The 24,803-nt window shown below is 59.2% G+C and carries 18 protein-coding genes and 1 pseudogene; 8 read left to right on the top strand and 11 right to left on the bottom strand.

Annotated features, from left to right (window positions below):
• Nucleotides 1-79: 79 nt before the first annotated feature.
• The 3 genes from DCG74_RS10530 to DCG74_RS10520 all read right to left on the bottom strand — a co-directional run bounded on the left by DCG74_RS10530 (nucleotide 80) and on the right by DCG74_RS10520 (nucleotide 5,614).
• A complete protein-coding gene (locus tag DCG74_RS10530; RefSeq protein WP_172785054.1) occupies nucleotides 80-1,183 on the bottom strand; it encodes a patatin-like phospholipase family protein in 1,104 nt (367 codons plus the stop codon).
• Nucleotides 1,184-1,440: 257 nt separating this feature from the next.
• Complete coding sequence (locus tag DCG74_RS10525; RefSeq protein WP_172785055.1) at nucleotides 1,441-3,561, bottom strand: hypothetical protein; 2,121 nt, start codon at nucleotides 3,559-3,561, stop codon at nucleotides 1,441-1,443.
• A 481-nt stretch (nucleotides 3,562-4,042) separates the two neighbouring features.
• Nucleotides 4,043-5,614, bottom strand: coding sequence for an ATP-binding protein (locus tag DCG74_RS10520; protein ID WP_172785056.1), 1,572 nt, complete (start codon nucleotides 5,612-5,614; stop codon nucleotides 4,043-4,045).
• A gap of 85 nt (nucleotides 5,615-5,699) precedes the next feature.
• Here DCG74_RS10520 and DCG74_RS10515 point away from each other — a divergent pair, with 85 nt between their 5' ends.
• Nucleotides 5,700-7,988 carry an AAA family ATPase gene (locus tag DCG74_RS10515; protein WP_172785057.1) on the top strand — a complete coding sequence of 763 codons (2,289 nt, stop codon included), beginning with the start codon at nucleotides 5,700-5,702 and terminating at the stop codon, nucleotides 7,986-7,988.
• A gap of 118 nt (nucleotides 7,989-8,106) precedes the next feature.
• Nucleotides 8,107-8,994, top strand: coding sequence for an endonuclease (locus tag DCG74_RS10510; RefSeq protein WP_175421746.1), 888 nt, complete (start codon nucleotides 8,107-8,109; stop codon nucleotides 8,992-8,994).
• 187 nt (nucleotides 8,995-9,181) lie between these two features.
• Here the strand turns inward: DCG74_RS10510 and DCG74_RS10505 are convergent, their stop codons facing one another.
• The 5 genes and pseudogenes from DCG74_RS10505 to DCG74_RS10485 form a co-directional block, all read right to left on the bottom strand.
• Nucleotides 9,182-9,907 carry a hypothetical protein gene (locus DCG74_RS10505; RefSeq protein WP_172785059.1) on the bottom strand — a complete coding sequence of 242 codons (726 nt, stop codon included), beginning with the start codon at nucleotides 9,905-9,907 and terminating at the stop codon, nucleotides 9,182-9,184.
• 646 nt (nucleotides 9,908-10,553) lie between these two features.
• Entirely contained in the window at nucleotides 10,554-11,321 is a 768-nt protein-coding gene (gene istB, locus DCG74_RS10500) for an IS21-like element IS1631 family helper ATPase IstB (protein WP_172785060.1), read from the bottom strand.
• Nucleotides 11,299-13,082 (bottom strand): annotated as a pseudogene (gene istA / locus DCG74_RS10495) (IS21 family transposase). The gene istB and the pseudogene istA overlap by 23 nt, the downstream one beginning before the upstream one ends.
• Before the next feature lie 66 nt (nucleotides 13,083-13,148).
• Complete coding sequence (locus tag DCG74_RS10490; RefSeq protein ID WP_172785061.1) at nucleotides 13,149-13,586, bottom strand: hypothetical protein; 438 nt, start codon at nucleotides 13,584-13,586, stop codon at nucleotides 13,149-13,151.
• An 857-nt stretch (nucleotides 13,587-14,443) separates the two neighbouring features.
• Entirely contained in the window at nucleotides 14,444-14,683 is a 240-nt protein-coding gene (locus tag DCG74_RS10485) for a hypothetical protein (RefSeq protein ID WP_172784655.1), read from the bottom strand.
• 5 nt (nucleotides 14,684-14,688) lie between these two features.
• Here DCG74_RS10485 and DCG74_RS10480 point away from each other — a divergent pair, with 5 nt between their 5' ends.
• The 4 genes from DCG74_RS10480 to DCG74_RS10465 all read left to right on the top strand — a co-directional run bounded on the left by DCG74_RS10480 (nucleotide 14,689) and on the right by DCG74_RS10465 (nucleotide 20,768).
• Nucleotides 14,689-15,327: a helix-turn-helix domain-containing protein gene (locus tag DCG74_RS10480; protein ID WP_172785062.1), complete on the top strand. Its 639-nt coding sequence runs from the start codon at nucleotides 14,689-14,691 to the stop codon at nucleotides 15,325-15,327.
• 301 nt (nucleotides 15,328-15,628) lie between these two features.
• Entirely contained in the window at nucleotides 15,629-18,619 is a 2,991-nt protein-coding gene (locus tag DCG74_RS10475) for a DEAD/DEAH box helicase (protein WP_172785063.1), read from the top strand.
• A 299-nt stretch (nucleotides 18,620-18,918) separates the two neighbouring features.
• Nucleotides 18,919-20,097, top strand: coding sequence for a hypothetical protein (locus tag DCG74_RS10470; protein WP_172785064.1), 1,179 nt, complete (start codon nucleotides 18,919-18,921; stop codon nucleotides 20,095-20,097).
• A gap of 209 nt (nucleotides 20,098-20,306) precedes the next feature.
• On the top strand, nucleotides 20,307-20,768 hold the full coding sequence (locus DCG74_RS10465) for a DUF4145 domain-containing protein (protein WP_172785065.1): 462 nt from the start codon (nucleotides 20,307-20,309) through the stop codon (nucleotides 20,766-20,768).
• A 564-nt stretch (nucleotides 20,769-21,332) separates the two neighbouring features.
• Here the strand turns inward: DCG74_RS10465 and DCG74_RS10460 are convergent.
• A complete protein-coding gene (locus DCG74_RS10460; protein WP_172785066.1) occupies nucleotides 21,333-21,965 on the bottom strand; it encodes a nuclear transport factor 2 family protein in 633 nt (210 codons plus the stop codon).
• A gap of 158 nt (nucleotides 21,966-22,123) precedes the next feature.
• Nucleotides 22,124-22,930 carry a response regulator gene (locus tag DCG74_RS10455; RefSeq protein ID WP_172785067.1) on the bottom strand — a complete coding sequence of 269 codons (807 nt, stop codon included), beginning with the start codon at nucleotides 22,928-22,930 and terminating at the stop codon, nucleotides 22,124-22,126.
• A 231-nt stretch (nucleotides 22,931-23,161) separates the two neighbouring features.
• Between DCG74_RS10455 and DCG74_RS10450 the strand changes: the two genes are divergently transcribed.
• Nucleotides 23,162-23,395 carry a NepR family anti-sigma factor gene (locus DCG74_RS10450; RefSeq protein WP_025032292.1) on the top strand — a complete coding sequence of 78 codons (234 nt, stop codon included), beginning with the start codon at nucleotides 23,162-23,164 and terminating at the stop codon, nucleotides 23,393-23,395.
• The gene (locus DCG74_RS10445) at nucleotides 23,395-23,943 is read left to right on the top strand and encodes a sigma-70 family RNA polymerase sigma factor (protein WP_018316216.1); all 549 of its coding nucleotides are present in this window, start codon (nucleotides 23,395-23,397) and stop codon (nucleotides 23,941-23,943) included. The genes DCG74_RS10450 and DCG74_RS10445 overlap by 1 nt, the downstream gene beginning before the upstream one ends.
• 102 nt (nucleotides 23,944-24,045) lie before the next feature.
• Here the strand turns inward: DCG74_RS10445 and DCG74_RS10440 are convergent, their stop codons facing one another.
• The gene (locus DCG74_RS10440) at nucleotides 24,046-24,744 is read right to left on the bottom strand and encodes a nitroreductase (protein ID WP_172785068.1); all 699 of its coding nucleotides are present in this window, start codon (nucleotides 24,742-24,744) and stop codon (nucleotides 24,046-24,048) included.
• Nucleotides 24,745-24,803: the final 59 nt, after the last annotated feature.

Genomic DNA, 24,803 nt, shown 5'->3' with positions numbered 1-24,803 from the left:
ATTCCAATCTCCAAGACTTTGGCCCGAAGCTTCATTATCCGATAGGACGTGACAACGCCGGTGCTGGATATCCAATCTGCTAAAGCGACCACTCCGGCAATGGCCACGCTTGAGGAGCGCTCTGATCGGACAGAACATAGCTCCGCATTGCGAGATCCATGACGTACCAGCCCCAGTTGATCAGGCGGCCCTGCTCCTCGTCGGAAAATGGATTTAGACGGGTTCGCATGCGGGCGAGCGGGTCTGTCACGGCGGCGTTGCTGTTGAGTAGTCGCGACGCCGGATAAGCCCGCGGATCGGAGTCGATGCCGGCATAGGCATACTTCCTGCCGGTCGCTTGGCATTCTGCGTGGAGCAGGCGCTTACGGAGGGCGCGGGACTGATCGGTCGCAATATCGAGCGCGCGCATAGCCTGCTTTGGCCAAAGTGAGCTGGCTTCTTCGGTGGTCGAGAATGGAGCGCCGGCGTCACTCACTACGATCGTCGAAAAAGAGTCGACCGTTTCAAGACCAAGATTATCGTAGGCCCCACCATCTGTCAGGGACAATTGGGCCATGTAGCGAAGGTCCCCGAAATGCGAGGTCCCCGCCCGATCCATCCAATTTGCCTCCGACAAGTCTATGATAATGGGCGACAGCACGGGCGGAAAGGCGCTAGAGGCCGCGACCGCGACCGCTAGCCGCATTTTGGGGTTAGGCACCTCCCCGATAGAATAGTCCGCCAGCCGTGCTTTCTGAATTCTCACCAGACGTCCGGTCTGTAGATTAGTGGCGTTAAAAACGAACTGAGGCTTGTCAGGCAAGTTCTCAACGCCCGCGCCTGCGAACAGCGCGTCATAGACGTCCGTCAGGACATCGCCGATCGACTTGCCGGGCAGGATTGCGCCCCAGCCTATGGATTGGACATCGATTTCACGTCGGCAAAACGTACGCAGCGGTTGGATGATTTCGGCTTCAAGGTTTGAACAGTGTCCGTCAACAAATTTCAGCCGTGGCCATGCGGCCGCTAGCATCCCTGCTGCGATCGACCCGCCAGAGACGTTTGAAATCCGCTCAAACCTGGAGAGATATCTGAGTTCGTTTAAGCGCTTCAGGGAGCCCAAGTGAAAGAGGGTTGCGCGAAACCCGCCACCTGATAGTGCCAGGGCTGGCTTTCCGCGATCAGCGGTCTCCGAAAGAGCCATCTAGCGCGTCCACTGCAATAAAATGACGCCCTGGGAAAATCCGGCGGGCCAATACGAACCAAAGTTAAAGTGACCACATTTCACATCTATCTGTAGTTGAACATTAGTTGAAAGTTGACGCAAGCAAAATGCAGGGCACGATCAAACTTCCAATCGTGTGGCTGCGCTGCGGCGCACACCCTAGGCTGCTGAGACGATCGGTCGCATATCCATTGTTATGGAAGAAGTCGACCAATGGCTGAGCTCTAAGAGGTGATTTACTTGGACGTCCGGGTCACGCTCTTTTGCTCCATTTCTAGTATCCCTTGAGCCAGAGGCTCGATACCGAGCATCCTTGCCTTCCTTAAGAAGGCCTGCTCGCCACGCCTTTCGATAAACCCACCGAATATAAAGTTCGGAACTATGTGAAATCCGAGCGCGCCGCACAGGACACCAATAATGGCAGTCACCCAAAATGGTAGTCCACCAGAGCTTCCGACCTGACCAGCCACAAATCCCAGAAGTCCGGTAAGCGTTGCGAACGTCATCGACCAAGCAAACTCCACCTTTCGCCTGTATTGCCTACACAATCCAACTAGCGTGTTCTGCGCCGATTCCCTCTGATTCGAGACTACCTTTACTTCTTGCTCAAGTCCCTCGAACTTGGTTTCCAGTCTTGAGAACGCAGCTTGAGCGGTCTCGAACGCTGAGCGGGCCCTGTCCCGCTCTTCGGCAAACTCTGCGGACAGCTGATCGATTCTGAGAGCATGCTCTTGGTCCTTCTCGGCTAGTTCCTTGGCATATTTCTCAGCGGCGATCTTTTCTGCATCAAGAACGACGCGCCTCCGCAGCTCCTCGAATACTTGCAGGCCGGTCTCCTTCGTTAAGAGAACCGGACCGCCGATAGTGAGCTTTGTGAGGTAATAAGCACACCGATCGTTCGCAATAATTCCCTCGAATTCTCTAGCCTCCTCTTCTCCAAGAGACGATACGATTTCTCGCATCTTCTCGACGATCGCATTATTGGTTGCCAACGCGGATACGCAATTCGCGAGAAGTATTTTCATGGGCAGATCAACGCCGCCCGCGCCGATAGCAATCCACAAAATTCCCGAGAACTGCGCCATCGTCAGCGCGTAGCTGATTTCACCACCAAGCAATAATCCCGATTCTCGCAGCTCATGCTCGGAAACATGGATCAAGGACGCGTTTGGAGACACGAAAATCGCAAAGGCCTTTAGAAAATCAGACGCTCTATTGTCTTGCCTCTGGCGAACTGTGTCGCAAATAGCGCTTGCGTCAACTTCACGAGAAGCGACTTTTCCCATCGGGCGAATCCTTTCCGTAAGCCGCAGCTCGAACCGGCTAGGCACTGCCGACTTTACCTTCTCGCTGAACCCGCTCGGATCCACGATCCTTAGTCCCGCCTTCTTTATCGATCCATCCGGATTTTGTAGGATCTCCCGGGCTCTCGTCCGAAGAAGCGAAGACGCGGTTATTCGTCTTCCGATTTCCATCTCGGCGTAGCCGCGAGCGTCTATCGAATCGACCACAGCCCTGAGAAGGGTCTGCATTTCGTCTATATTCTTCCTATACACTCCGTATTGAGCATTGATTTGCTTCAGAGAGTCGATGATTTGGGAGACCGCCGCTTGCTTCTCAACACCATCAAATCCCAAGTATTGAAGAACCATCGGGGTGTCGAAGAAGACCGTAAGTTGCCTCGCAACCGCCCCTCTTGGAGGAGGATTTTTTATGGTTGTCACGACTTGAGCGAGAAGGGCGCCGCTCGCTATCGACAATAGAGCGCTGAACCGGCTGGCATCCGCTGCCTTTGCCTCGAAAATGTATTCCGCTACAATGATACGAATGGCTTGAGCTTCTTTTCCATCCTTTTCGATTTCGGCTGGCTCCGGTTCACTGTTTCGACTCTCACCAAGCTCCTTCGAAAAGTTCAGATTTGCTAATGCACTGAGAATTTGTTCCTCGATCCCGTACTCTTCCTGCTCTGGAAACACTCGACGAAACTCGTTGCGCACGTGCCTAATTAGGGCGTCAACTTCCACTTCAACCGCCGATACGTCAGGCGTCGTCGATCTTTGAATATCGTTGTAGTCGTCTTTGTAGAAGAACATTTGCACATGCGGACCGGCAGCTTCGGCACGCAGATAGCCCGCCTTGTGAAGACGAACGGCTAGCTCTTCAGCAACCGGCTCCGGCATCGAGATGCCATAGAAGCTTTGAACCTCACGGACGAACTCGGATGGCTCAAACTCCTTTCCCTGGAGCTTGAGGGCGATAGGAAGGAACAGCGGAGCAAGACCTAGCATAAGATCTCCGCTCTTATCGAACGCATCCTTGACGTAGCAGAACGTGAGAAGCGTCGGCGTCAGGTTCATTTTCGGGGGCCCTCCTGTACTCCGAAATTGAATAGAGCCACACCTCAACCCGGAGTGGAAGACGAAAATCTACCGCTTCGGCCATTTTACGCTGCATCGCAAATGTCATAGAGGCTCTGTACAGCACAGACTGCCAGCCGAACTCTCTCGACCCAAGTATTGAGCCTCCCGCGTCTTACGACACAGCTCCTTGACGGCCCGTTGATCTAATTGGCGGCTCCTGAATTCTCCCATGAAGGCCCTTCGCAAGTTCAGCAAGGAGTGCCAAGTGAAGCGGAAATACTAATTTGCCGTAGTTGCCGCGCATTCGCCTATCAGTTGTTGTGGAAGAAGCCGGCCAAAGGGCCCCGTTCGAAGTGTGGTAGCGGTTTGCTGTGGCGCACTTGCACAGTCAACTGATCACATTGATCGTAACATATGGGACGCTGGAGTGCTGTGACAGCATGGCATCGGGGGGCTTGGGCGTACCGAAGCCCCTCACTTACTCGTCCAAATGAATGCGGTGAAGCTTTATCAGCACTGACTTTACCAAATCTTCTGCCTCCCGAAGTTCGGTATCGCTAATCATCGGGTCCGCCCGCCCGTAGGTGAGATCTTCCCTCCTTCTTGCTATGTTCTCAATCTGCACCCAGACTTCGTCAGGCAGTGCGACAGCGGTTTTAAGGCCCGCGGGGACCCGCGGTGCGCGCGGCAAAAGTGTCTTCAACTCCCTTTCTTTAGCGCCGGGCTCCAATTCATTCACTAAGTACGCGCGTAACGCCGCCGTCAGGGTAAGATCAAGTAAGTTGAATGCGAACCAGTTTGCGTTTTCGAGCGGTTGTTTGGCGACAGTCGTCGCAGCAACCATGCCTTCGTAGAGTCCCTTCACCCACGGCTTGCGCTTGGCCAGCCGTTGGTTCTTGGCGGCCATACGCTCGGCAAGTCTCGGCCGAGACTTCGGCGCATCAGGAAGGAAGGACTTCCGCGCCGTGAGAAAATCGGCGATCGGCACGTCCACGATCTTGCCTGTGCCGTATGCAAATACCTTGTCGGGCCATTCCCCCATCCAAGTGCGGGATATACGGGCGTAGTCTGCCACTACTGTGACCAGCCAATCGTGCAGCGCTGTAAAGACATGGTGTTTCGTGCTGACGTCCGACTTGCTGCTGTTCCAAGGCATTTCACTGGCGTCGCCACGAAGCGATACGATTACCTTTGTCAGCGACACCTTGGGGTGCGGAAGACCGGCTTGGCCGCGCGTAAACCCAACGTCAAAGCTCTTCATAGCGGGAGCTACGAGTCGGTCATTGCAATAGAAATAGACCCCATACTCGCCCGCTGCCGGACTAGACTCACTGCTGAGTCCTGCAAGAACCTCGACCTCCACAAGCCGCTTCTTCGGAGTTTTCAACTTACCGGTATAGCGTCGCGGGCCATAGTGGGGCGGGAACGACCAGTCATCGAAAAAGCGCGGCCCTACCGGCTTGCCATTCAATTGAAGCGATACGCCAGGAAGTATAAGAAACTTCCCGTACGTCGCGCCGAGATGGCTCCGAAGGAGTTCGATAGACTCGTTCGTGAGTTTCACACGCAATTTCTGAAGCTCGACCTGAGTTGTTCTTGCTGCAATACTATCGCTGCTGAAGAGCGGCAGCTCCCAGTCATCGTCATTAAGCCATGTCTCGTCGAACTCAACCTGGTATGTATCGCCTGAGCCGTGCCGGGTTCGAATAGTGATGTCTTCTGCCAGTGCCACCACGGCACGCTTGGTGCCGACACCGAATATCCCGATGGTCTCATCGGTTGATGAGGATCCGGATTGCCCCGGCCCGACAATGAAACGCAGTTCACTTCGAGGCAGACCACCGGCATCATCTTCAACACGGATGGTACCTTGCTCCTCATTAAGCCAAAGCCGTATGTTGATGGGATTTTTCCGGCCGGCGCGAGTCCAAACATCAAACCCGTTGTCGACGAGTTCGCAGATCGACTTGTTTAGATCATAGTCAGCAATGATTGAGAGAAAGAGCCGCTTAGACGGCACCGCGTCCAACTTTCCCACTTGGCGCTTCATCACAAGCCCCCCAAGACCAATTCCTTGCTTGTATAGCGGGTATGGAAGATAATTGCTCGCGAGAGTTAAAATTGGATGGGGAAACGTGCAGTATATTGACCGGGGCCTGATGCCCCCGCCGCCACCTTTCCAAAGCAAGGCCGCGCAGGCCGAACGGAACGAACTCCTGCGACACATGCGAGAGAGTTCGCAGCGGCTCTCGCAGACCAAGCCGCCTTCTTGGCAGTTTCATCTCGCGCAAGAGGAGATCCTTTCGGCACTCGACCGGCTCTTCAAGGGCAAATGCGCCTTCTGCGAGAGCCGTGCCCCTCTTAATGCCCGACTTTTCAGGCCAGCAGAGGAGGCCGAACCCCTGGCCAAGTCAGAGTTTGCGCACCTTTATTATGCATGGCTCAGGACGGACTGGGGGAACGTCTATGCTGTTTGTAGCGCATGCGCGATGGCCGCCCGTAACCAGTTTCCCGTAGACAGACTGGATCGCGGTCCACTGCCAACCACGGCAGAACTTGAGGCCTTCACGAATGAGAACTATGGCCTCTGGAGATGGCCTCATCGCGACCGTCGACAGCTTCTCGACCCTTGCAAGGATCGGAGCTTTGCTAACCACCTAAGCTTTAGTCGTTCTGGCGACGTTCAGGCGTTCTCCCGATTGGGTGCCCAGACGATCGCGGTCTTCAATCTTGATCGACCAGAACTTGTCGCTTCCAGGGGGACGACCTTTGAGTCTCATGTTCAATTGCTTCTGAGCGAATTGGAACGTGGGATACCTCCCAACGTCTTCGACTTCCCGTCTCTTGAATACGGCGGCGCCTGGAATCTGTTGCTCCGGAGGGTTCTAGACAGAATTGGACGCCGGCTCGACCAGTCATTTCGCTTCCGGTCCGATCAGATCGCAATCGTGATAGAGCGCATCTGGAGCACACCCATTGGACGGCTAGCGATCCGAGACGCGCTGCAGGATGTCCGAGGACCTGTAGAGCGAGCTACAGTGCCTCGCCCTCCTGCCCGGGGCGAACCACGGAGACTAGTTGGCGTTCATGTCAAGAACTTCAAGGCACTCGAGAATTTGGAATTGACGCTCCCGGCGCCGATTACTCAAGACGCCAGCGTGGGACGGGAGGCAGAGGCATCAGCGCTCCTCATCCTCGGCGAGAATGCGGCCGGCAAGAGCTCGATCTTAGAGGCCGTTGCATTAGCGCTGACCGATGACCGTACGCGAAGTTCGGTCGCGCGCTCACCAATCAGCTTCATCCTGGACCCGACACTAATGGGATCAGAGGGCTTAGGCTCGCCAGGAACGGCCAGTGTGCGTCTTAACTTCGAAGATGGCAGCGAACTTACCTTGGCAATCAGCGGTCACTTTGCAGAGCTTGGCGCCACTGACAATCTGCCACCTGTTTTCGCTTACGGCGCGTTTAGGCAGTATGCAAGCCGTTCGCCGAAGAAGCCCCCAAAGGGCCACATCGTTACGCTCTTTAAATCAGATTCCTTGCTAGCTAACCCTGAGGAATGGTTGCTCGGCTTGCCCGATGATCAATTCGCAATGGTCGTTCGCGCTCTCCAGCGCATTCTGATTATCGAGGGCGACTTCGAAGTCGTGAAGCGCGATGTTGATAATCGGCGGTGCCTGATCATCACCAAGTTCGGGAGCGGTCCGGAAGAACGACTGATCAGCACACCCCTGAAAGTCGTTTCGTCCGGCTTTCGCTCCGTACTTGCGATGGTCTGCGACGTTCTAGCCGGGCTGATCGCCCTTCAACCTCGCTCAGAACGAAAGAGCTTTGGAGAGATGGAGGCCGTCCTTCTTATCGATGAAGTCGAGGCTCATCTTCACCCGCGGTGGAAGATGCAAATCATGGCAGCACTGCGGAGAGTGCTTCCGAAGGCCACGATAATTGCGACGACCCACGATCCGCTGTGTCTACGAGGTATGCACGATCAAGAGGTAGCGGTCTTCAATCGCACCCTAAAGGCGGAGGCAGCAGAAGCAGACGATCTCCCAGTCTTTGTCGAGCCCGTGCTATCGCTTCCAAATGTTGAGAACCTCACAGTAGAGCAACTCTTAACTTCGGACTTCTTTTCTATGTTCAGCACCGACTCGCCGGCGGCCGAACTCAATCTTGCTAAACTCGGAGACTTGATTGCACGTGAAGCGAATGGTGAAAGGCTCACCGATTCTGAACAGATTACGCTCACGAGTCTCCGCAGAGAGGTTGCCGATGCGCTTCCGCTGGGTTCGTCAGAGGTGCAACGTTTGGTCGAGGAGGCGGTCTTTACCTACATTAAACGGCGACGCACTCTCCGATCTTCTCAGCTCGAAACTCTCAAAGCCGAAACGAGGGAGTTTATCGTGAAAGCTTTGGAGTCCTATTAGCTTGCGCAAGGTCCCGAGAGGAAACAAGCCACCGCCAGCAGCTCTAAGCGCGCGGAACAAAAAAGGGACGGAGCTTGAACGTGTTCGCGCTCATATCGCGGAGGTACTTCCTCCAAATGTGAAACGAAAGCCATTCCCATTTCAGGCGTACAAAGCCGAAAACGTAAAGAAACGACTGGAAGAGCTGTTTCACGGCAAATGTGCGTATTGCGAATCGCGCTACGCTTTTCAAGCGCCCGTTGACGTCGAACATTATCGACCGAAGGGCCGAGTGGAGGGCGAACCGAACCATCCAGGTTACTGGTGGCTAGCAGCCGACTGGGCCAACCTTCTTCCAAGCTGCCTTGATTGCAATCGCCGCCGGAAGCAAGTCGCGCCAGTCGTCTCCGCAACCCTGACCGTGCTCTATGAGGCAATGCAAACTGGGAAACAGGACAGCTTCCCGGTGCTCGGCGCTCGAGCCTTGCATGAGCCAGACGATTTGGTTACCGAGCAGCCGCTGCTTCTAGATCCTACACGTGATGAACCGGACGAGCACCTTGCCTATTGGGTGCACGGGGACAGTTCGGCGGGGCTCGTCTATCCAGCTTCGGTTCTCAGGGCAACCCAAGCGGCCCCCGTTTTGCCAGCAGCGGATGAGGACACTACTGCTGTTGTCAACCACGCCGCGGCTGCAGGGGTAAGTATCCGTGGAGCCGTTTCGATTCAGGTCTACGGCCTGAATCGTTTGCGCCTCGTTCAGGAACGTGCGCGCCTGCTGCAGCAGCTTCGATTCCTCGAAAGCGTATTTCTGGACATCAGCGAGGTGTCTCGCGATCTCGCGGCGGTTAACGTTACGGTTGCGCGACCGGAACTTGCTGGAGCAACAGATCGTCTCGAGCGACTTCAGCGTCGCATACTGGATCAGATGCAATCACTGGCCGCGCCAACTTCGCCTCATTCAGCAGTCGCCAGGGCCTATCTGCGCGATTTTCGGAAGCGGATTAGTTTGTTACCTCCAACATAGGAGCTAAAGGGCTCCTGCTCTCAATAAAACCGCAAAGCCTGCTCGCACGATTTGTCGATCGCGGAGTATGGGCATACAGTAATAAACGAGGCCACTTTTCCCAAATGAGATGTTATGGAAGAACTCTGCCAGCGGCCGAGTTTCGCCGCACTCATATGCTGATCATGGAGAAGCGACTGGCCGGCAACTACCATTCACCCCGCTGCTTCATCTCCTTGATCATGGCATTTAGTTCCCTTGCATCATCGACCTCCTCAGACTCGTCGCGAAACGGCCAACGTATGATCATTTCCTCATCGTCCAGGACCCAGAAGTGTATCTGGCAAATCAGGTCCGCCGCGTAAGAGAATAGAACATCGAAATTTGCGCTCGAACGTCCCTCATGTGCGAACTCATTCCTGACGCGCTTCAGTTCAATAACCTCTGCAACGGTAAACATTGGAATATCGTCTACCTCCATACGGAACGGGGCGGCCAATGCGCTCCGCATTCGCAACAATTTTGCCGCGTCTCTAATGTCCGTATCGCCGTGAATTCTGCTATGCCAATTCTTTGGAGAATTCCTTGCAGCAAAGAAGCTTTTGTTGATCACTGACACTACAAAGTCTCCATAGAGCTCCAACTGCGTGAACACATAGCTGATGGCAGCCGGCTCTAGCGGCATATCGCTCAACGACGAAAATACCGTGTCAGAGCCAACGCGGCTTCGAATTTCAAACCGCCTATGTGATTCTTCCTGAAGGCTATCGCGGTTGGCAACTATCCCGGTAGCTTCAGTTGGAGCACCCGCCTCGAACTCATTTTCTACACTCGCCCAAGAAGCTTTTGCTCGTTGAAGGAGGAAGCTGGTCGTTTCATACGCGAGCTTGAATTGCACAAGGCGATCAAGAAGAATTTCGGTCGCTTGGTGCACGCTCTCTCGCTGCCTGCTTCCGAGCTTCCTGCCGAGCAACGGACAACTCCAATCGGAGACCGAAAAGACATGGGGACGACGTACCGCAACCGGCGCCGTCCTCTATTTACACGGACCTCGTCAACAAAGCTAATGCGAAAGAGTTGAAACGCTCTTTCTCAACCCCAAGATCCACGACAGAGAATCCGTGGTAGGAAAGCTTACAGCGTTCTCACCAATTGTACCCCGCCGGACTTATCGCGCAATGATTATGGATTTTTTCTTGGGGGCGGTATCGCCAGCGAGCGCCTTCCGGCGAACAATCAAACGGATGGCAGAATCATCGTTGTAGATCCGGTTTCGACGAAAGTTGGCTTTTTGGTCTAATCCCAGCTTTTTGCATGTGAATCAGGGAGACTGGTCCTGAGAAGGCCTCACCTAAACTTTCGAACACCTCCTCCCTGTCAACCTGACTGTCAACCTCGTCAACCTTGTCAACCTAACTTTTCAGCGCTTTCAGCTACCGTGGTGCCGGGGTGTGAATTACCCGCGAGCGATCTAAAGGCCGGAAGGACCCGTGGCTTACCCCTCCCCCGCGGGTCACTTCAAATTCCTCCGGGTATGGTCAGTCAAATTCCTCCACCCGCGAGGCAGGACATGGTGATTGTTAGTTTGCCTTTGTTTCCCGGGCAAGAGTTTCAGCGGCCTCTTTGAGCCGATAGCTGCGTCCGTCGAACTCAAGCAGATGGCAATGATGCATCAGGCGATCGAGGATCGTCGTGCTCATGGTGTTGTCCCCCAGGTATGTCCCCCAGTCCTGCACGACGCGATTGGAGGTAACGATGACGCTGCGGCGCAGTTTGTAGCGCTGATGGATCAGGGTCTGCAGCAATGCGCCGGCGTCGTCAGGGATGGCGCGTGCGAGGAACAGATCGTCCAGCACGAGGAGATCGTAGTCGATAATGGTTCGCAGCCGGACCTCGCGTTGTGCCGGGGAGTTCATGGCGTAGCGGTGGAAGAAGTCGTCGGTCTCAAGATACTGGACCTTGTGGCTTTGCAGGATCGCCTGATAGGCAATCGCCTTGGCGATGTAGGACTTCCCGGTGCCAGGTTTGCCGACAAGCAGCGCGTTTTCGCCGGCGGCAATGAACGCCAGGGTGTGGAGCTGGAAGCAAGTCTGGCGCGGCAATCTGGGATTGAAGGTCCAGTCGAACTCGGCGAGCGTCAGTTTTTCGTCGAGCCCGGATTGCTGGTATCGTCGCTCGATAAGGCGGGACTGACGACGGTCCAGTTCGTCCTGCAGGATCAGCGAGAAGGTCTCGAGGAATGGCTGGTTGGCGCCCTGCGCCTGCAGCACGCGCGTCTGCAGCGTGTCGCGAACGCCCGACAGGCGCAGCTGTCGCAGGCAACGCTCAATTTCCGGCATGGTCATCATGTGGTTTGGTCTCCAGTGTGAGGTGAGAAGCCGCGGGAGCGCTCGTGGCGCCGGAGCTGGCCGGGGTTGCGCAGGCGCCACGAGCGCGGGTTGCAGGGGTGCGGTCGCCGTGAGCCTCGGCCTGCCGGCCATTGTCGCCGGCATCGTGCCGCACGGCACGGCTGAAGAGATCGCCGTATTCGGCTGGAGCGCGGATCAGCGGATGATCCTGGGTGAGCGACGATGCCGGCTGTGGCGTCGCTCCAACCTGCGCGATCGCCTGTTCGAACAACCGCTCGACGGTCGCACGCACGTGCTTGTAGCGGTAGATGCGGTTCTCGACGGCGTGCGCGCAGGCTTGCTCGACCAGCCGTGCCGGATACTTCCGGCCCAGCCCGACAATGCCCCACATCGCGCGCTGTCCGGGGCGCCCCTCGGTGTCGAACACTTGCTGGCACAGCGCCCTGGTCTGCGGCCCGATGCGCTCGGCGCTCGCCAGCAGCACGGCGGTTTGCCGCGACGGATTGAACGGCCGTTCGCTGGTCGGCAGGACGACAGAACCGGAGTGCGTCATCCGGGGATGAACACGCAGCAGCGCATGGGTGTGGCGATCACGGATCTCGATCGTGGAGGCGTAGATCCGCACCACGACCTGACTGCCGATGGGCGCAGGCCGCGCGGCGTAATAGCTGCTATCAACACGCACGGTGGTATCGTCGCAGACGGTCCGAACGACCTCGGTGAAGATGCGGAAGGCAGCCACTGGCAACGGCCGCAGGTGTGGCTTCTCCTCCTGGAACATCGCCTCGACCTGACGACGCGTGCTGCCGTGGATGCGCTTGGAGGCCCAATTCTCCTCCCAGTGCCTCAAGAACTCGTTCTGGGCTTCCAGTGTCTCGAAGCGCCGTCCGGCCAGCGCGGTGCCCTGGGTATGTTGAATCGCACTCTCGACGCATCCTTTCCGATTGGGATCGGCCACACGCGCGGGATCGGCGACCACGGCGTAATGAGCCAGCATCGCGCTGTAAATCGGGTTGAGCTCGGGCTCGTACAAATCCGGCTTGAGGACGCCTTCCTTCAGATTGTCGAGCACGACATAGCTGGGGACCCCGCCAAAAAATACCGGAACGCCTCTTCGTGGAGCTGCGCCCAGACGTGTTGGCTGGACTTCCAGACCACCCGCCGGAAGCTGCGCCGCGAGTAGCGCAGCGTCATCACGAACAGGCGGGGACGGCGGTACCGGCCGCTCCTGGGATCAATCGTCAGAGCGCCCTCGCCGTAGTCGACCTGGGCCTCCTCGCCGGGCAGGAACTCAAGTCGATCAAACTGCTCGGGATCGCTGTGTCGCAACGTGCGCACAAACCGCTTGACGCTCTGGTAGCTGGACGGAAAGCCAAAATGATCGACAAGGTCCTGGTAAATCGCCTGCGCATTCCGCTTCAGGCGGACCTGTTCTTCGATCCACGTCCGATGCGGTTCGCAAGCCGAACGGGCCAGGCTGCTGGTGACCGTCGCTCCTGATGCCCCAGAAGCCGGTGGTCGGGGTGGAGGAATTTGGCCGTCCATGCTCACCGGGCCGGTGGTCGCTTCCCCGGGGGAATTTGCCTCCGCACCGGCCCGCAGCGCCCGGTAACGCCGGATCGTCTTGCGATCGATCCCCGTCAGCCTGTGGATCTCGCGCTGGCTGGCGTTGCGATCGAGTAGCGTAAATACCGTGCTTTGCAGGTGTGGCTTCAAGACGTTCAACTCCCCGGCCCCTTGCTGGCTAAAGGGACCGAAAATAAACGTCCTGCCTGACCGGCTACCGCTGTTCAGCGGCGCTGACGGTGAACATCAGGTGGGGGAGTTTCAAGTGACCATACCCGGGGGATTTTGACCGACCCACGGGGTACCCCTCGACCTAGACGCGTCGCAACACTCCCCGAGCGAACAGTTCTCCAACAATGTAAGAACGGCCGCCTCAAAGAAGCCGCCTTTTGCGACACTGAAATCTAGACAGGCAGCATAGTCGCTAGCGAGAGCTGGCGTGCCTTGCAGCCAATAGTGACCGAAGAAAACCGGCTTGTTTTTCCAGTAGTGATACGCGGTCGGTATCGGCAGTTCAGGCAGACTCGCCTCTTCACCCTCCATCCCAAGTGCGGCGTCCCGAAACGTTAAAGCCTTACGATCCCACCAGCGAATGCGAACTTCACGGCGCTCGTGACCATCCTTGTCGAAGAACGAACGTCCATCTGGAAGAAGCAATTCTGGCCCCTTCAACAGAACCTCCGCAGCGCTGTAGGCCATCGAGCCGCGTCGACTAGCTTCTTGCAGGCCCTCCGGAGTAAACCGATTGGCGGCGTCCAGACAGCTAGACAGCTTTTCTTGGGCGGATTCGCTCCAACAAGCATGGACGACTCGCAATCCCGGAAGATCGATCCATACTGGGAGGGTTCTAAACCACTCGAGCGCTTGCGCGTGAGCTGTTGAGCCCTCTTCGATCTGCCTCAGGAATTCCTTGTGCTGGTGAGCGTTCTTTTCCGTGTGAGGCCGGAGAAAGCCTCCGCTCCCATCTGGCTCGGCCCATCCTAGTGCGTTGAACTCGTGGTTACCCATGACCGCAAGCGCTGAGCCAGCGTCGCACATCCCTTTTGCGATTTGGAGAGCCGCAATCTGCTGGGGTCCGCGGTCAGGGCAAGAATCTATTCCGGGTCGGCTGACGGCCTCTCGTGGCCAGCGCTGGTCCTTGTGCCACCGTGCTCGGAGCCGTCAAGGACGGCCTTTGGGCCGCCGCCTCCGGCGGTCTTCGATCCTTGACCGCTCCTACGCGCGGGGGCGCGCCGGAAGGCGTCGGGACGAAGGGCGTCCCGACCATCGACCGCGCCTCCGGCGGGTCGAACAAAGGGCGATCAGCCGAGCCTGGCTACCTCTCACCGATGACATTTCTAATGAGCGGAACCTGCGACTTGTCTATCGGGCGCCGACACGGCAGATTCGCAAATCGAGTGTTATGGAATAGTCGACGAAAATACAGGGCTTGATGGATTTCATCAGACAGTGCGTCCCGCGACGGATCGACCTTCGAGGATGATATCACACGCGCGGCGGTGAGGGATGCAGAAGCGCTTCGCCTTACTCGTCCATTAAGCGGGCCGAGCGGCCCACTAGAATGGGAGGTCATCGTCCATGTGTCCGAACTCCCGCGGCTGGAGCGCGCCCCTGGGCAGCGGCAGGCTGTTGATTATGAACAGATTCAGGATGTCGTCTCGGTCCATGAACATAACCTGAGACCGCTTGGTCGCGTCCAGCCGTTCGCCGAGCCAGTTCTTCGCCTGCCGGACCGTGGAGAAGCCGAGCGTCGTGAAAGTTCTGTTGTTGTTCTCCTCGGCCGTCCTTATGGTCACACGCCATGAAATCACCGAGTCCCGATGAACGCCGCCTGGCTGACTTGCTGGTCGAGCCCAGAGAAACGCTGAATGTCGAGCTTAAGTCTTGGTTCGACATCACCAACAACAACGAACACAAAGCCCTTCTCGCGAAGGCAATCATCGCCCTTGCCAATCGTGGCGGCGGCTTTGTCCTAATCGGATTTGAGAAAACCGACACAGGATCAGGACCGGCCAGCGGGCGACCCGCCAGCCTGAGCGCATTCAATACTGACGCGGTGAACTCCATCGTCAGCAAATTCTGCGATCCCAAAATTCATTGCGACATTTCAATTCAGGTGGGGCCGGACGGCCTCAGCTACCCGATCATAGTCGTTCCAGGCGGACATCGAGTCCCCATCCGATCGACAAGGGACGGGCCGAACGGCGGTGTCATTAAACAGAACTCATACTACATCCGACGCATCGGGCCTGCGAGCGAGGTCCCCCAAGACGGACAGGAGTGGGATGCGCTTACCGCAGGGTCGTCGCCAATGCGCGCGAAGACCTGTTGGATCAGTTCCGCGCGATCATGGCGGGCGGGAGCGAGATGCGCCTTGAGCCCGCCCAGGCCGAGCAATTGGACGCGTGGTTCGACGCCTCGTGCCCGCTGGCAAGACTAGCTTCCACCTTGCCGCCCCAGGATATGTCCAGGTTGGCGACGGGTTGGCCCGCTACCTGGGCGATCACGCCTCATTCAAGAGCGCTTGTTGCCCTTGCTGATGTTCTCTGTCGCCGTGATCACGCGAAGATTCCACGGCACGTGAAGCCCGCGTAGCTGTTGCCCCCCTGCTGCGCATGGTATGAACGAATCTGGAACGAGTCGGGTAGACTGGAATACGGAGAGTGCCGTTTTCGTCCGACTAGGTCTTTAAAACCGGAGGCGTAGCAGCCTCCACAGGCCACATCGGGCGAGGTACGGCCATGATCCGCGCGGCGTTTATTGGCATTGATCGACACCGCGACCCTCTTGTTGGTGACCTGAACGGCGCGGTTCGCGACGCGCAGGCGTTATGGGCCGTCCTGACGGACTCGATTGACGACATGCAAGCGGCGCTCATCGTCGATGACGGCGCGACACATGCCGAGGTGACGAGGGCGTTGGACTCCACGCTCGATGCGGCCGGGCCGGACGATGTGGTGCTGATCAGTTTCGCCGGCCACGGGACACCCGATCACAGGCTGGTCGTAACCGACACGAGCGCGAGCGACATCCCCGCCACCACGATCAGCATGGAGATAATCGCGGAGCGGTTTCGGCAGACTCGTGCGCGGGCGGTGGTGATGCTTCTCGACTGCTGCTTCAGCGGCGGCGCGCCGGCACGCGTGCTTGACCTCGGGGTTGTGCCGCGGGCCGTTGGCATGCCGCTCGCCGAAGTCGCGGGCCAGGGGCGTGTTCTCTTCGCTGCATCCGCGCCCGATCAGCCCGCGCTAGAAGACCACCAGACGCGGCATGGCCTCTTCACCAAGGCGATCCTCGACAAGCTCCTGGCGGGCGGTCCTGTGAGCGTTGTCGGCATGGTCGACGACGTGGTGCGGGCCGTGCGCGCAAACGCTGGACGGATGGGCTACGAGCAGACGCCGGTCATGTTCGGCTTTGTCGAGGGCGAACTGTCACTGCCCGGGTGTCGACGCGGCCCAAACTACCTCGCGGCCTTCCCCGAGTACGCGCCCATCCGCACAACGGGGGACTTCGGCGAGCTTGCGGGCTACGGGATTCCGGCCGCCACGTTGCACGCATGGCATCAGCGCTATCCCGGCGGCCTCAACTCCCTTCAGATCGCAGCCATCAACGACCACAATGTGCTTGGCGGCAATTCCCTGCTGACTGTCGCGCCAACCAGCGCCGGCAAGACGTTCATCGGCGAGATCGCGGCTATCAAGGCTATCAGCGAGGGCCGCAAGGCCGTCTTCCTGCTGCCCTACAAGGCGCTGGTGAACGAGAAATACGAGGACTTCTCCGCGCTCTATGGCGAGCAACTGCACCTGCGCATTGCCCGGTGCAGCGGCGACTGGCAGGACCAAGTCGTCGAGGTGATGCGGGGCAAGTACGACCTCGCCTTCTTCACCTATGAGAAGTTTCTCGGGATGGCGCTGGCCGCGCCCCACATCCTCAATCAGATCGGCCTCGTTGTGATTGACGAGGCGCAGTTCATCACCGAGCCCGGCCGCGGCATGGTCGTGGAGCTTCTCCTGACGTACCTCTTGAGCGCGCGAGCGCGCGGGGTCGCGCCGCAAGTGATCGCGTTGAGCGCCGTGATCGGCGACATCAACGGCTTCGAGCGCTGGCTGGGCTGCAATCTGCTCGTGACCACGCAGCGGCCGATTCCGCTGATTGAAGGGGCCATTGACCGCACAGGCGCTTGGACCTTCCGACGCGAAGCGGAGAGCCTGAGAACCGAACAACTCCTGCGGCACGGCGCGATCCAGCAACGCCGCGACAGGCCTTCAGATCAGGATGTGATCGTGCCGCTCGTGCGCCATCTAGTCCAACAGGGCGAGAAGGTCATCGTATTCCGGAATCAACGCGGATCATCGGCGGGAGCCGCAAACTACCTTGCCGCCGAACTCGGGCTGCCGCCCGCGGCAAATGTGATCGCCAATTTGCCCGAAGGCGATCCCTCGGCGATGTCGCGAAATCTGCGGCAGGCCTTGCAAGGGGGCGTCGCCTTCCACCATGGCGATCTCAATCGCGAGGAACGGGTGGCGGTGGAGCGCGGCTTTCGGCAGGCCGATGGCGGGATTCAGGTGCTTGTTGCAACCAGCACTGTCGCCGCGGGCGTGAACACGCCGGCCTCAACGGTGATCATTGTGGAGACGGCCTTCCAAAGTGCAAACGGGCCGCAGCCCTACACGGTAGCGCAATACAAGAACATGGCGGGCCGCGCCGGCCGCCTCGGTTACGAAACTGAAGGCAAAGCGATCCTGGTCGCCGACAACGCGATGGAGAGGAATCAGCTAGTGCTGAACTATGTGGAGGGCCGCCCCGAGCCGCTGCGCTCGTCCTTCGATGAAGGAGCCCCCGGCACTTGGGTCGTTCGCTTGCTGGCGCAAGTTCGTGAAGCGCCCCGCGCCGCGGTCATCGACATGGTCGCGAACACATATGGCGGCTACCTCGCGAACCTTCGTGACCCACGCTTTCGCGATCGGATGACAGACACGCTCGCGCGCCTGCTTGACCGCATGATTGCGGATGGCCTGGTCGATCAGGATGGCGACAGGATTCGCCTCAACATGCTCGGACGCGCATGCGGCGAGTCTCCGCTGAGCCTCGAATCCGCGATGCGCCTAGTGGAGGTATTGCGCCGAGTGCGCCCGGAGGAGCCAACCCCGGAAGCGCTGGCCGTGATGCTTGAGGTGCTTCCCGAGCGTGACGAGGACTACACGCCGCAAATCAGGCAAGGCGAGCCGCGGTGGCAGCAAGCCGCCAGTCAGCGGTTCGGCTACAACCTTGCCAACGTGCTGCGGACGCGAGCCGGCAGCGACAAAGAATACTATGCGCGATGCAAGCGCGCCCTGATTGTCGCCGATTGGATCGATGGCATCCCAAGCGCCGACATCGAGGCGCGGTTCACGGTCAACCCGTTCTCCTCAGTCGGCCATGGCGACATCCGCGGTTTTGCTGATGGCAGCCGGTTCCTTCTGGAGTCGGCCATGCGGATCACCTCAATCGTGCTGCAAGTCGGCATGAACGAAGAGGCCAACGCGGCCTTCTTTAAGCGCCTGGAATTCGGCATCCCGGCCGGTGCGCTTCCGCTGCTGGAGTTGGGTGTTGAACTTAACCGGGGCGAACTGCTGCTCCTTTGGCAGCGGGGCATTCGCACGCGGGAGGATGTCGCCAGGCTGGCGCAGCAGGAGTTGCAAGACCTGATCGGGGCCAAGGGTCGACGGCTGCTTCAGGCCGTCGCCGCCTAGGCCCGAGACGCCGAACCAGTGGCCCGCAACCACCGGGCGGGCTGTCCGGTGACCAAGCCTGACGGCAGACATAGGCTACCAGATACGAGAGGCGGCCCGATGTGAGTAAAGGTAGAGACGAGTTTCCGCAGAAGGTCAAAACCGCCCTCGCCCTTCGTGCAGCCTATAGGTGCTCGGTGGAAGGGTGTGGCAAGTCGACCGTCGGCCCAAGCGACGAAGCCCCTGACGCGGTAGCCAACATAGGAATTGCCGCTCACATCTGCGCCGCCTCGCCCGGAGGGAGGCGTTACGACGCGTCCATGACTCCGGAGCAGCGGGCCGGCATCGATAACGGCATATGGACCTGTGCGGATCACGGGGCGCTGATCGATCGGGACGACGCGACATACACTGTCGAGCGGCTGCGCGCGATGAAGCGCGCCCATGAAGACCGCTGCGCCGCCGAAATCGGCAACGCCTCTCGATCATCGTTCGGAACCGGAGAACTCATAGCCCTTGGCCCTGACCTCGTATTCGCAGGTGAGATGGTAGGGGCGACTGAGCAGAGTTGGCGGCTGCGGGTTGATCACTTCGTGATCGGCGACCTTGCTACCCTGATTGGCTACATAAGCGAGTTCTCTAAGGCTGCGCCCGGTGACCGCTATCTCTTGATCAACTCCATCGGTGACGGCCGCGTATTGAACGGCGCGCCGACCTGGGCCAAGGATGGAGGCCGGTACTCGATCGAGTGCCCCGTTCAATCACGCTTTCCGACGATCCCGGCGCAGCAGCTCCCCAAGGACTTGGCGCTGGCGGGCGGAGACCTGTACGCCGAGAACGGCGACCTGGCTACGGTCGCGGGCCTAGCTGCCCTGCCTCAAAAGGTCTGGATGAACCTCTCGCATCAGCAGGGAGAAAGCCTCTTTAACCCGGACTTCGGAACTCGGATCGGCGAATACTACGAGGTCTTGGGAGCGTCCCCGTGGTTCGGCCAGCTTCTCAAGCTCGAAGCCATTCGCTTGGCTGCCATCCCGCACAACGACTCCCTCGACAACCGACAGTACACGCCATTCCGGTGCGTCCAACGTGTGCACGCCGTGGATGTCAGGGGCGAGCCCATGAACAATCGTCTGCCCATCCGGGTCGTGTTCGAGGTAAACGGCGTCGGTCGCTGGAGCCACGACCTTGATATCTTCCTGCCGCCGAAGTCGGCGGGGTCGAGCTGGCGAACGCCGAAGCGGCTGGGACCTGCGTGTTTTCCAAGGCCAGCCGTAAGCGCTCTTCTTTCCGGCCTGCGCGATCATCCACGAGTCACGAACGCCCCGATCTGCGCGCCGGGTCCTTCGGCGCTGTCGACCTCCGTCGTGTCGGCGGCGCCCGCCGGCAGGACGGCGGCGACCACCTCCTGCCTCCACCATCACCCCGCCGATCGCGACCGATTTCACAGCGCTCGGCTTGACAGGACGACTGTCTTCAGGTCGTCAGAACCATTGAAATGAAGACGGGGCGGTCCGTGGCTGAAGGCGAAAGCAAAGAAACACTGTTGGCCAACTGCGAGTACTGCGAGGCGACTGTGGCTGGTGTCGTGGAAGGAAGTTACCAGCGCTACATTGATGGGCCAGACTGTTCCTATAAATGGTCACTTTTAAGGTGCCCGTCTTGCCAATCACCAATCCTTGTCGCTCAAGACGACGAAGACGCTCGGTACATGGAAGAACCTGATGAGCCGTGGAGCAAGCCGAAGAGGCTCTATCCTCTGATGAGCGATCGCCAACTCGGATTTGCAGTGCCCGAGCCGATCCGCGCGGCCTTTGCCGAAGCGCGCGCCTGCTACACCGAGGCCAGGGCACATACCGCTTGCGCAATCATGTGTCGGAAGGTTTTGGAGGGCATCTGCGAGTCGCACGGTGCGACCGGTGGGAACTTGGCCCAGCGCCTGAAGCAACTTTCGGAATCGGGCCAGCTAGACAAACGCCTCTTCGAGTGGACCGATGCAGTGCGTCTTGTCGGGAATGAAGCCGCTCACGACGTGAGCATAACAGTGTCCCGAGAAGACGCGGGCGACTTGTTGGATTTAGCCGAGGCGGTTGCCGAATATCTTTACACAATCAAAGAGAAGTTCGAAGCCTTCAACAAAAGGCGGTCGGCGAAGGCGAGCGGCAAGTCATAAGCCACGACCGCCCCTCGCGAGACAGGGGCGACGCCTTGTGCCTTCAGCCCAGCGCACGAGTAGCCGCCAACACAGTTCCTGCCGTTCACCACGTCGCTCAGACCTTCTACGCATCGAGGTGCGGCTCAATGCGAACGTTGCACCCAATCAGGCCGATGTTTTCGAGCCGATCCCGCGGCCTTGCGCTTCCGGCGCACGATCATGACCTTTCCACCCGTCCCGATCCTAGACGGTTTTGCAGGGCGACCGCGACTATGCAGCGGATTTGGTCGTGGCTACTCTGCTTGGCGAAGCGGCGTGGCGACTCGGTGGCGATTCCGGGAAGTGAAAAAGCCGCCCTGTCAGAGCGGCTTTTCTATTTTTGCTGCTATTACAGCACCTTACTTGGTTGCGGGGATAGGATTTGAACCTATGACCTTCAGGTTATGAGCACTGAAAAGCGATGTCACCATCTTCTGGTTGTTCTTCGAGCATTTGTTGGGGCACAACGCTTAATTTTTAAAAATATTAAATAATTTCAATTATATATGCGAAAAGCGCGACTGTGGTGATGCCAGTCGCGCCTTACTTTTGTCTGGCGTCTACTTCGCCTTTGCCGGCGAGCCACTCGCGCCCTTCCCTATAGAGCTTCTCGACCTCGGCGCCGGCGAGGCCCGGCATGTCGCGCTTGACCTTGTAGCCGATCAGCTCCTGCATGTAGGCGAGGTGGCGGTAGCCTTCGGGGAGTGCAGCGAGCGCTGTCTGGTCGAGGCGGAGCGTCGCGGCGGGATCGACCGGATCGATCCGGTCCTTCTCATAGATCGGCTGGCGGCGGACGATGCCCCATTTGCCGGTACCTGATTTGTCATGCCGCTTCTCAAGGAAATCGTAGAAGCGTCCGGTGCAAACGACGTCGCAGAGCACGTCGTGCACGAGTCCGCGCTGCGAGATCGTCATCTTGGTCTGCGCGATGGCCCGCTCGCCGGCGAGATCGATGCTGGTGCCACCGAGGAAATGCAGGATGCGCACCCCCTTGGCAAACCCCTCCTGGCTGACGCGCATGAAATCCCGCGCCGGCCCCTGAAACCAGGTCGCGGACATCCAGCCCTCTTCGTGCCAGACCGTGGCAAAGCGCTCCCAATCGCCGGCATCGCGCCACACCGCCCAGTTCTCGACGAGGTCGCGGATGGCGAGACGGTCGAGGAGTTGCTGATCCATGGGCCCGTCTCCGATTGGCGTGGTCGCACGCGCAGCTGCTGCATCAGCTATGGGCGGCGAATTCAGCGCCCGTCAAGCGGGCGGGCGGCATGAAAAATCCGGCGTGCCTCGCGGCACGCCGGACCAAACTCGCCAATAGGCAAGCCGCTAGCGCCTTGTTACGCCGCCGGCGCCTTCGGCGTACGGTTGCGCGAGTTGCGCTGGAAGAACAGGGCCTGGCTCGCCACCGCAGACACCATCGCGGGCTGGAACGGCTTTGAGATCAGGAACGCCGGCTCGGGACGCTCGCCGGTGAGGAAGCGCTCCGGGTAGGCGGTGATGAACACCACCGGCACTTCGAAGGTGCGCAGCAGCTCGTTGACGGCGTCCAGGCCCGACGAGCCGTCGGCAAGCTGGATATCGGCGAGGATCAGGCCAGGTCGCCTGTTCTTGGCAAGCGCCACCGCATCGGCATGGGTGCGGGCGACGCCGACGACGTTATGGCCGAGATTCTTAACGAGGCTCTCGAGATCCATGGCGATGAAGGTCTCGTCCTCGATGATCAGCACGTCGGTGGCGATCTCGGCGGCCATCTCGCGTCCGGCTGCGTCGGCAAGACGGCGCGTCTCGGCGACGTCGGTGCCGAGAATGAAGGCGACTTCCTCTTCGGAAAAGCCCTCGAGCGAGAGCAGCAGGAAGGCCTGTCGCGGCAGCGGGGTGATGTTCGACAGCCGCCGTTCCGGAGGCATCGGCAGGGTCGTCACCTCGGCATCGTCATTGATGGAGACCGAATTCCAGATCTGGGTGAACAGCCGGAACAGGCCGGCCCGGGGCCCATGGCTCTCGTCGAGCACCGAGGGATCGCCCAGCATGGCTTCCAACATGGCGGCGACATAGGCGTCACCGGAGGCCTGGCTGCCTGTCAGAGCCCGCGCGTACCGGCGCAACAGCGGCAAGTGTTCAGCAACTACCTGTGAACGGGACATCCCCACTCCATTCGTCTTCGGGCCAACCTTGAGGTCCAATCCTGAGGTCAGGCATCACGCGGGGGGCCCAGGTTCCCCTGCTGGGCTGTCTACGCCTCACCTCAACAAAAGTTCCGCCAAGCTGGGAACTTTTTGGCGCAGCTGGAATTGTGCCTATCCAGGGAACGGCTCCCGGTTGAGAAAACTTCTCGATTTTACAGTCACTTAACTCGGGGAAACGTGGAACAGGTCATGAAAGATCTCAAGTCTCAAGCCAGCAGAAGCACGACCCCCGGCAAGGGAGGCCTCACTCCGGAAATTCAATCCCGGATTGGGCACCAGTTGCGCGCCATGTACGACGATGTCGTACGACAGGGGGTTCCAGATCGGTTCGCAGAACTGATCAAGAAGCTTGATGCGCCGGGAGCGTCACCCCACGTGGAAAATGAGGGCGGATCCAACGACAACAACAATGGGAGGGATTAATGCCTCTCACGGACTCCCTGCGTAACGACATCTTGGCGGCCGTGCCCAGTCTGCGCGCCTTCGCCATCTCGCTCAGCGGCAATGCGGACCGCGCCGACGATTTGGTCCAGGAGACGCTGCTGCGCGCGCTCGCCAACATCGACTCGTTCCAGCCCGGCTCCAACCTGCCGGCCTGGCTGTTCACGATCCTGCGCAACCTGTTCCGGTCCGACTACCGCAAGCGTCGGCGCGAGGTCGAGGATGCCGAAGGCAACTATGCCAAGACGCTGAAGACCCAGCCTTCGCAGAATGCGCATCTCGAATTCGAGGAGTTTCGCACCGCGCTCGACAAGCTTCCGCAGGATCAGCGTGAAGCCCTGATCCTGGTCGGCGCGTCCGGCTTCTCCTATGAGGACGCCGCCTCGATCTGCGGCTGCGCGGTCGGCACCATCAAGAGCCGCGTCAACCGCGCCCGCTCGAAGCTCGCCGCGCTGCTCTATGTCGACGGCGCCGAGGATTTCGGCCCAGACGAGACCGTGCGAGCCGTGATCGGCGGCAGCGGCGGCTGACCGCCGGCGTCAATCGAACCGGGACGAGAGGAAGACGGCCGTTTCCACGGCCGTCTTCGCGCGCGCGTCCGACGCTGATGGCATCGGGCTAACGGCGCGCGATCACACATCCACGAAGGTCGCGGTCTCGGCCACGCTCGCCCGCGAGGTGCGGTAGCTGTTGACCTTGTGCGCATGGTCCGCATAGCCGAACGAGATGCCGCAGACGACGCGGCGGTCGCCGGGTAGATTGAAATGGCGGCGGATCAGGCCGGAATGCCGCGCCAGCGCGGCCTGCGGAATGGTGCCGAGCCCGAGCGCCTGCGCCGCCAGCATGAAGTTGGAGACATAGGCGCCGCAATCGATCGCACCATAGATGCCGAGCGGCTCGTTGGTGTGGATGATGGCGACATGCGGCGCGCCGAAGAAATTGTAGTTCTCCAGCGCCTGCTTGGCGTAGGCCGCCTTGTCGCCGCGGGCGATGCCGAGCGTGTTGTAGAGCTGGAAGCCGCTCTCGCGGCGGCGATCGAGATAGACGCCGGCATATTCGCGCGGTGGCGTGAAGTCGTAATCATCGCCGAGACCCTTCGAGGCTTCGGCGTAAATCGCCTTGCGAAAGCGCTCCTTGGCCTCGCCGCTGGCGATGATGATCTGCCAGGGCTGGCTGTTGCACCAGGACGCCGTGCGCTGCGCGGTCGCCAGCACGTGCTCGATGATGGCGCGATCGACCTCCTTAGGGAGAAAGGCGCGAACGGAGTAGCGCTCGTTGAGGAGCTCTTCGAGCACACCGATGCGGTCGTTTTGTTTCACTTGTGCGTCCATCACTCAGCTCGCCCTTTTTTCTTCTGGTTGGGCAATGGCGCCAGGCGCCGTACCCCTCG

It is taken from the genome of Bradyrhizobium sp. WBAH42, from assembly GCF_024585265.1.
Lineage (GTDB): Bacteria > Pseudomonadota > Alphaproteobacteria > Rhizobiales > Xanthobacteraceae > Bradyrhizobium.
Note: the sequence above shows the minus strand (reverse complement) of the source record. Positions and strands in the feature narration are given on the sequence as shown.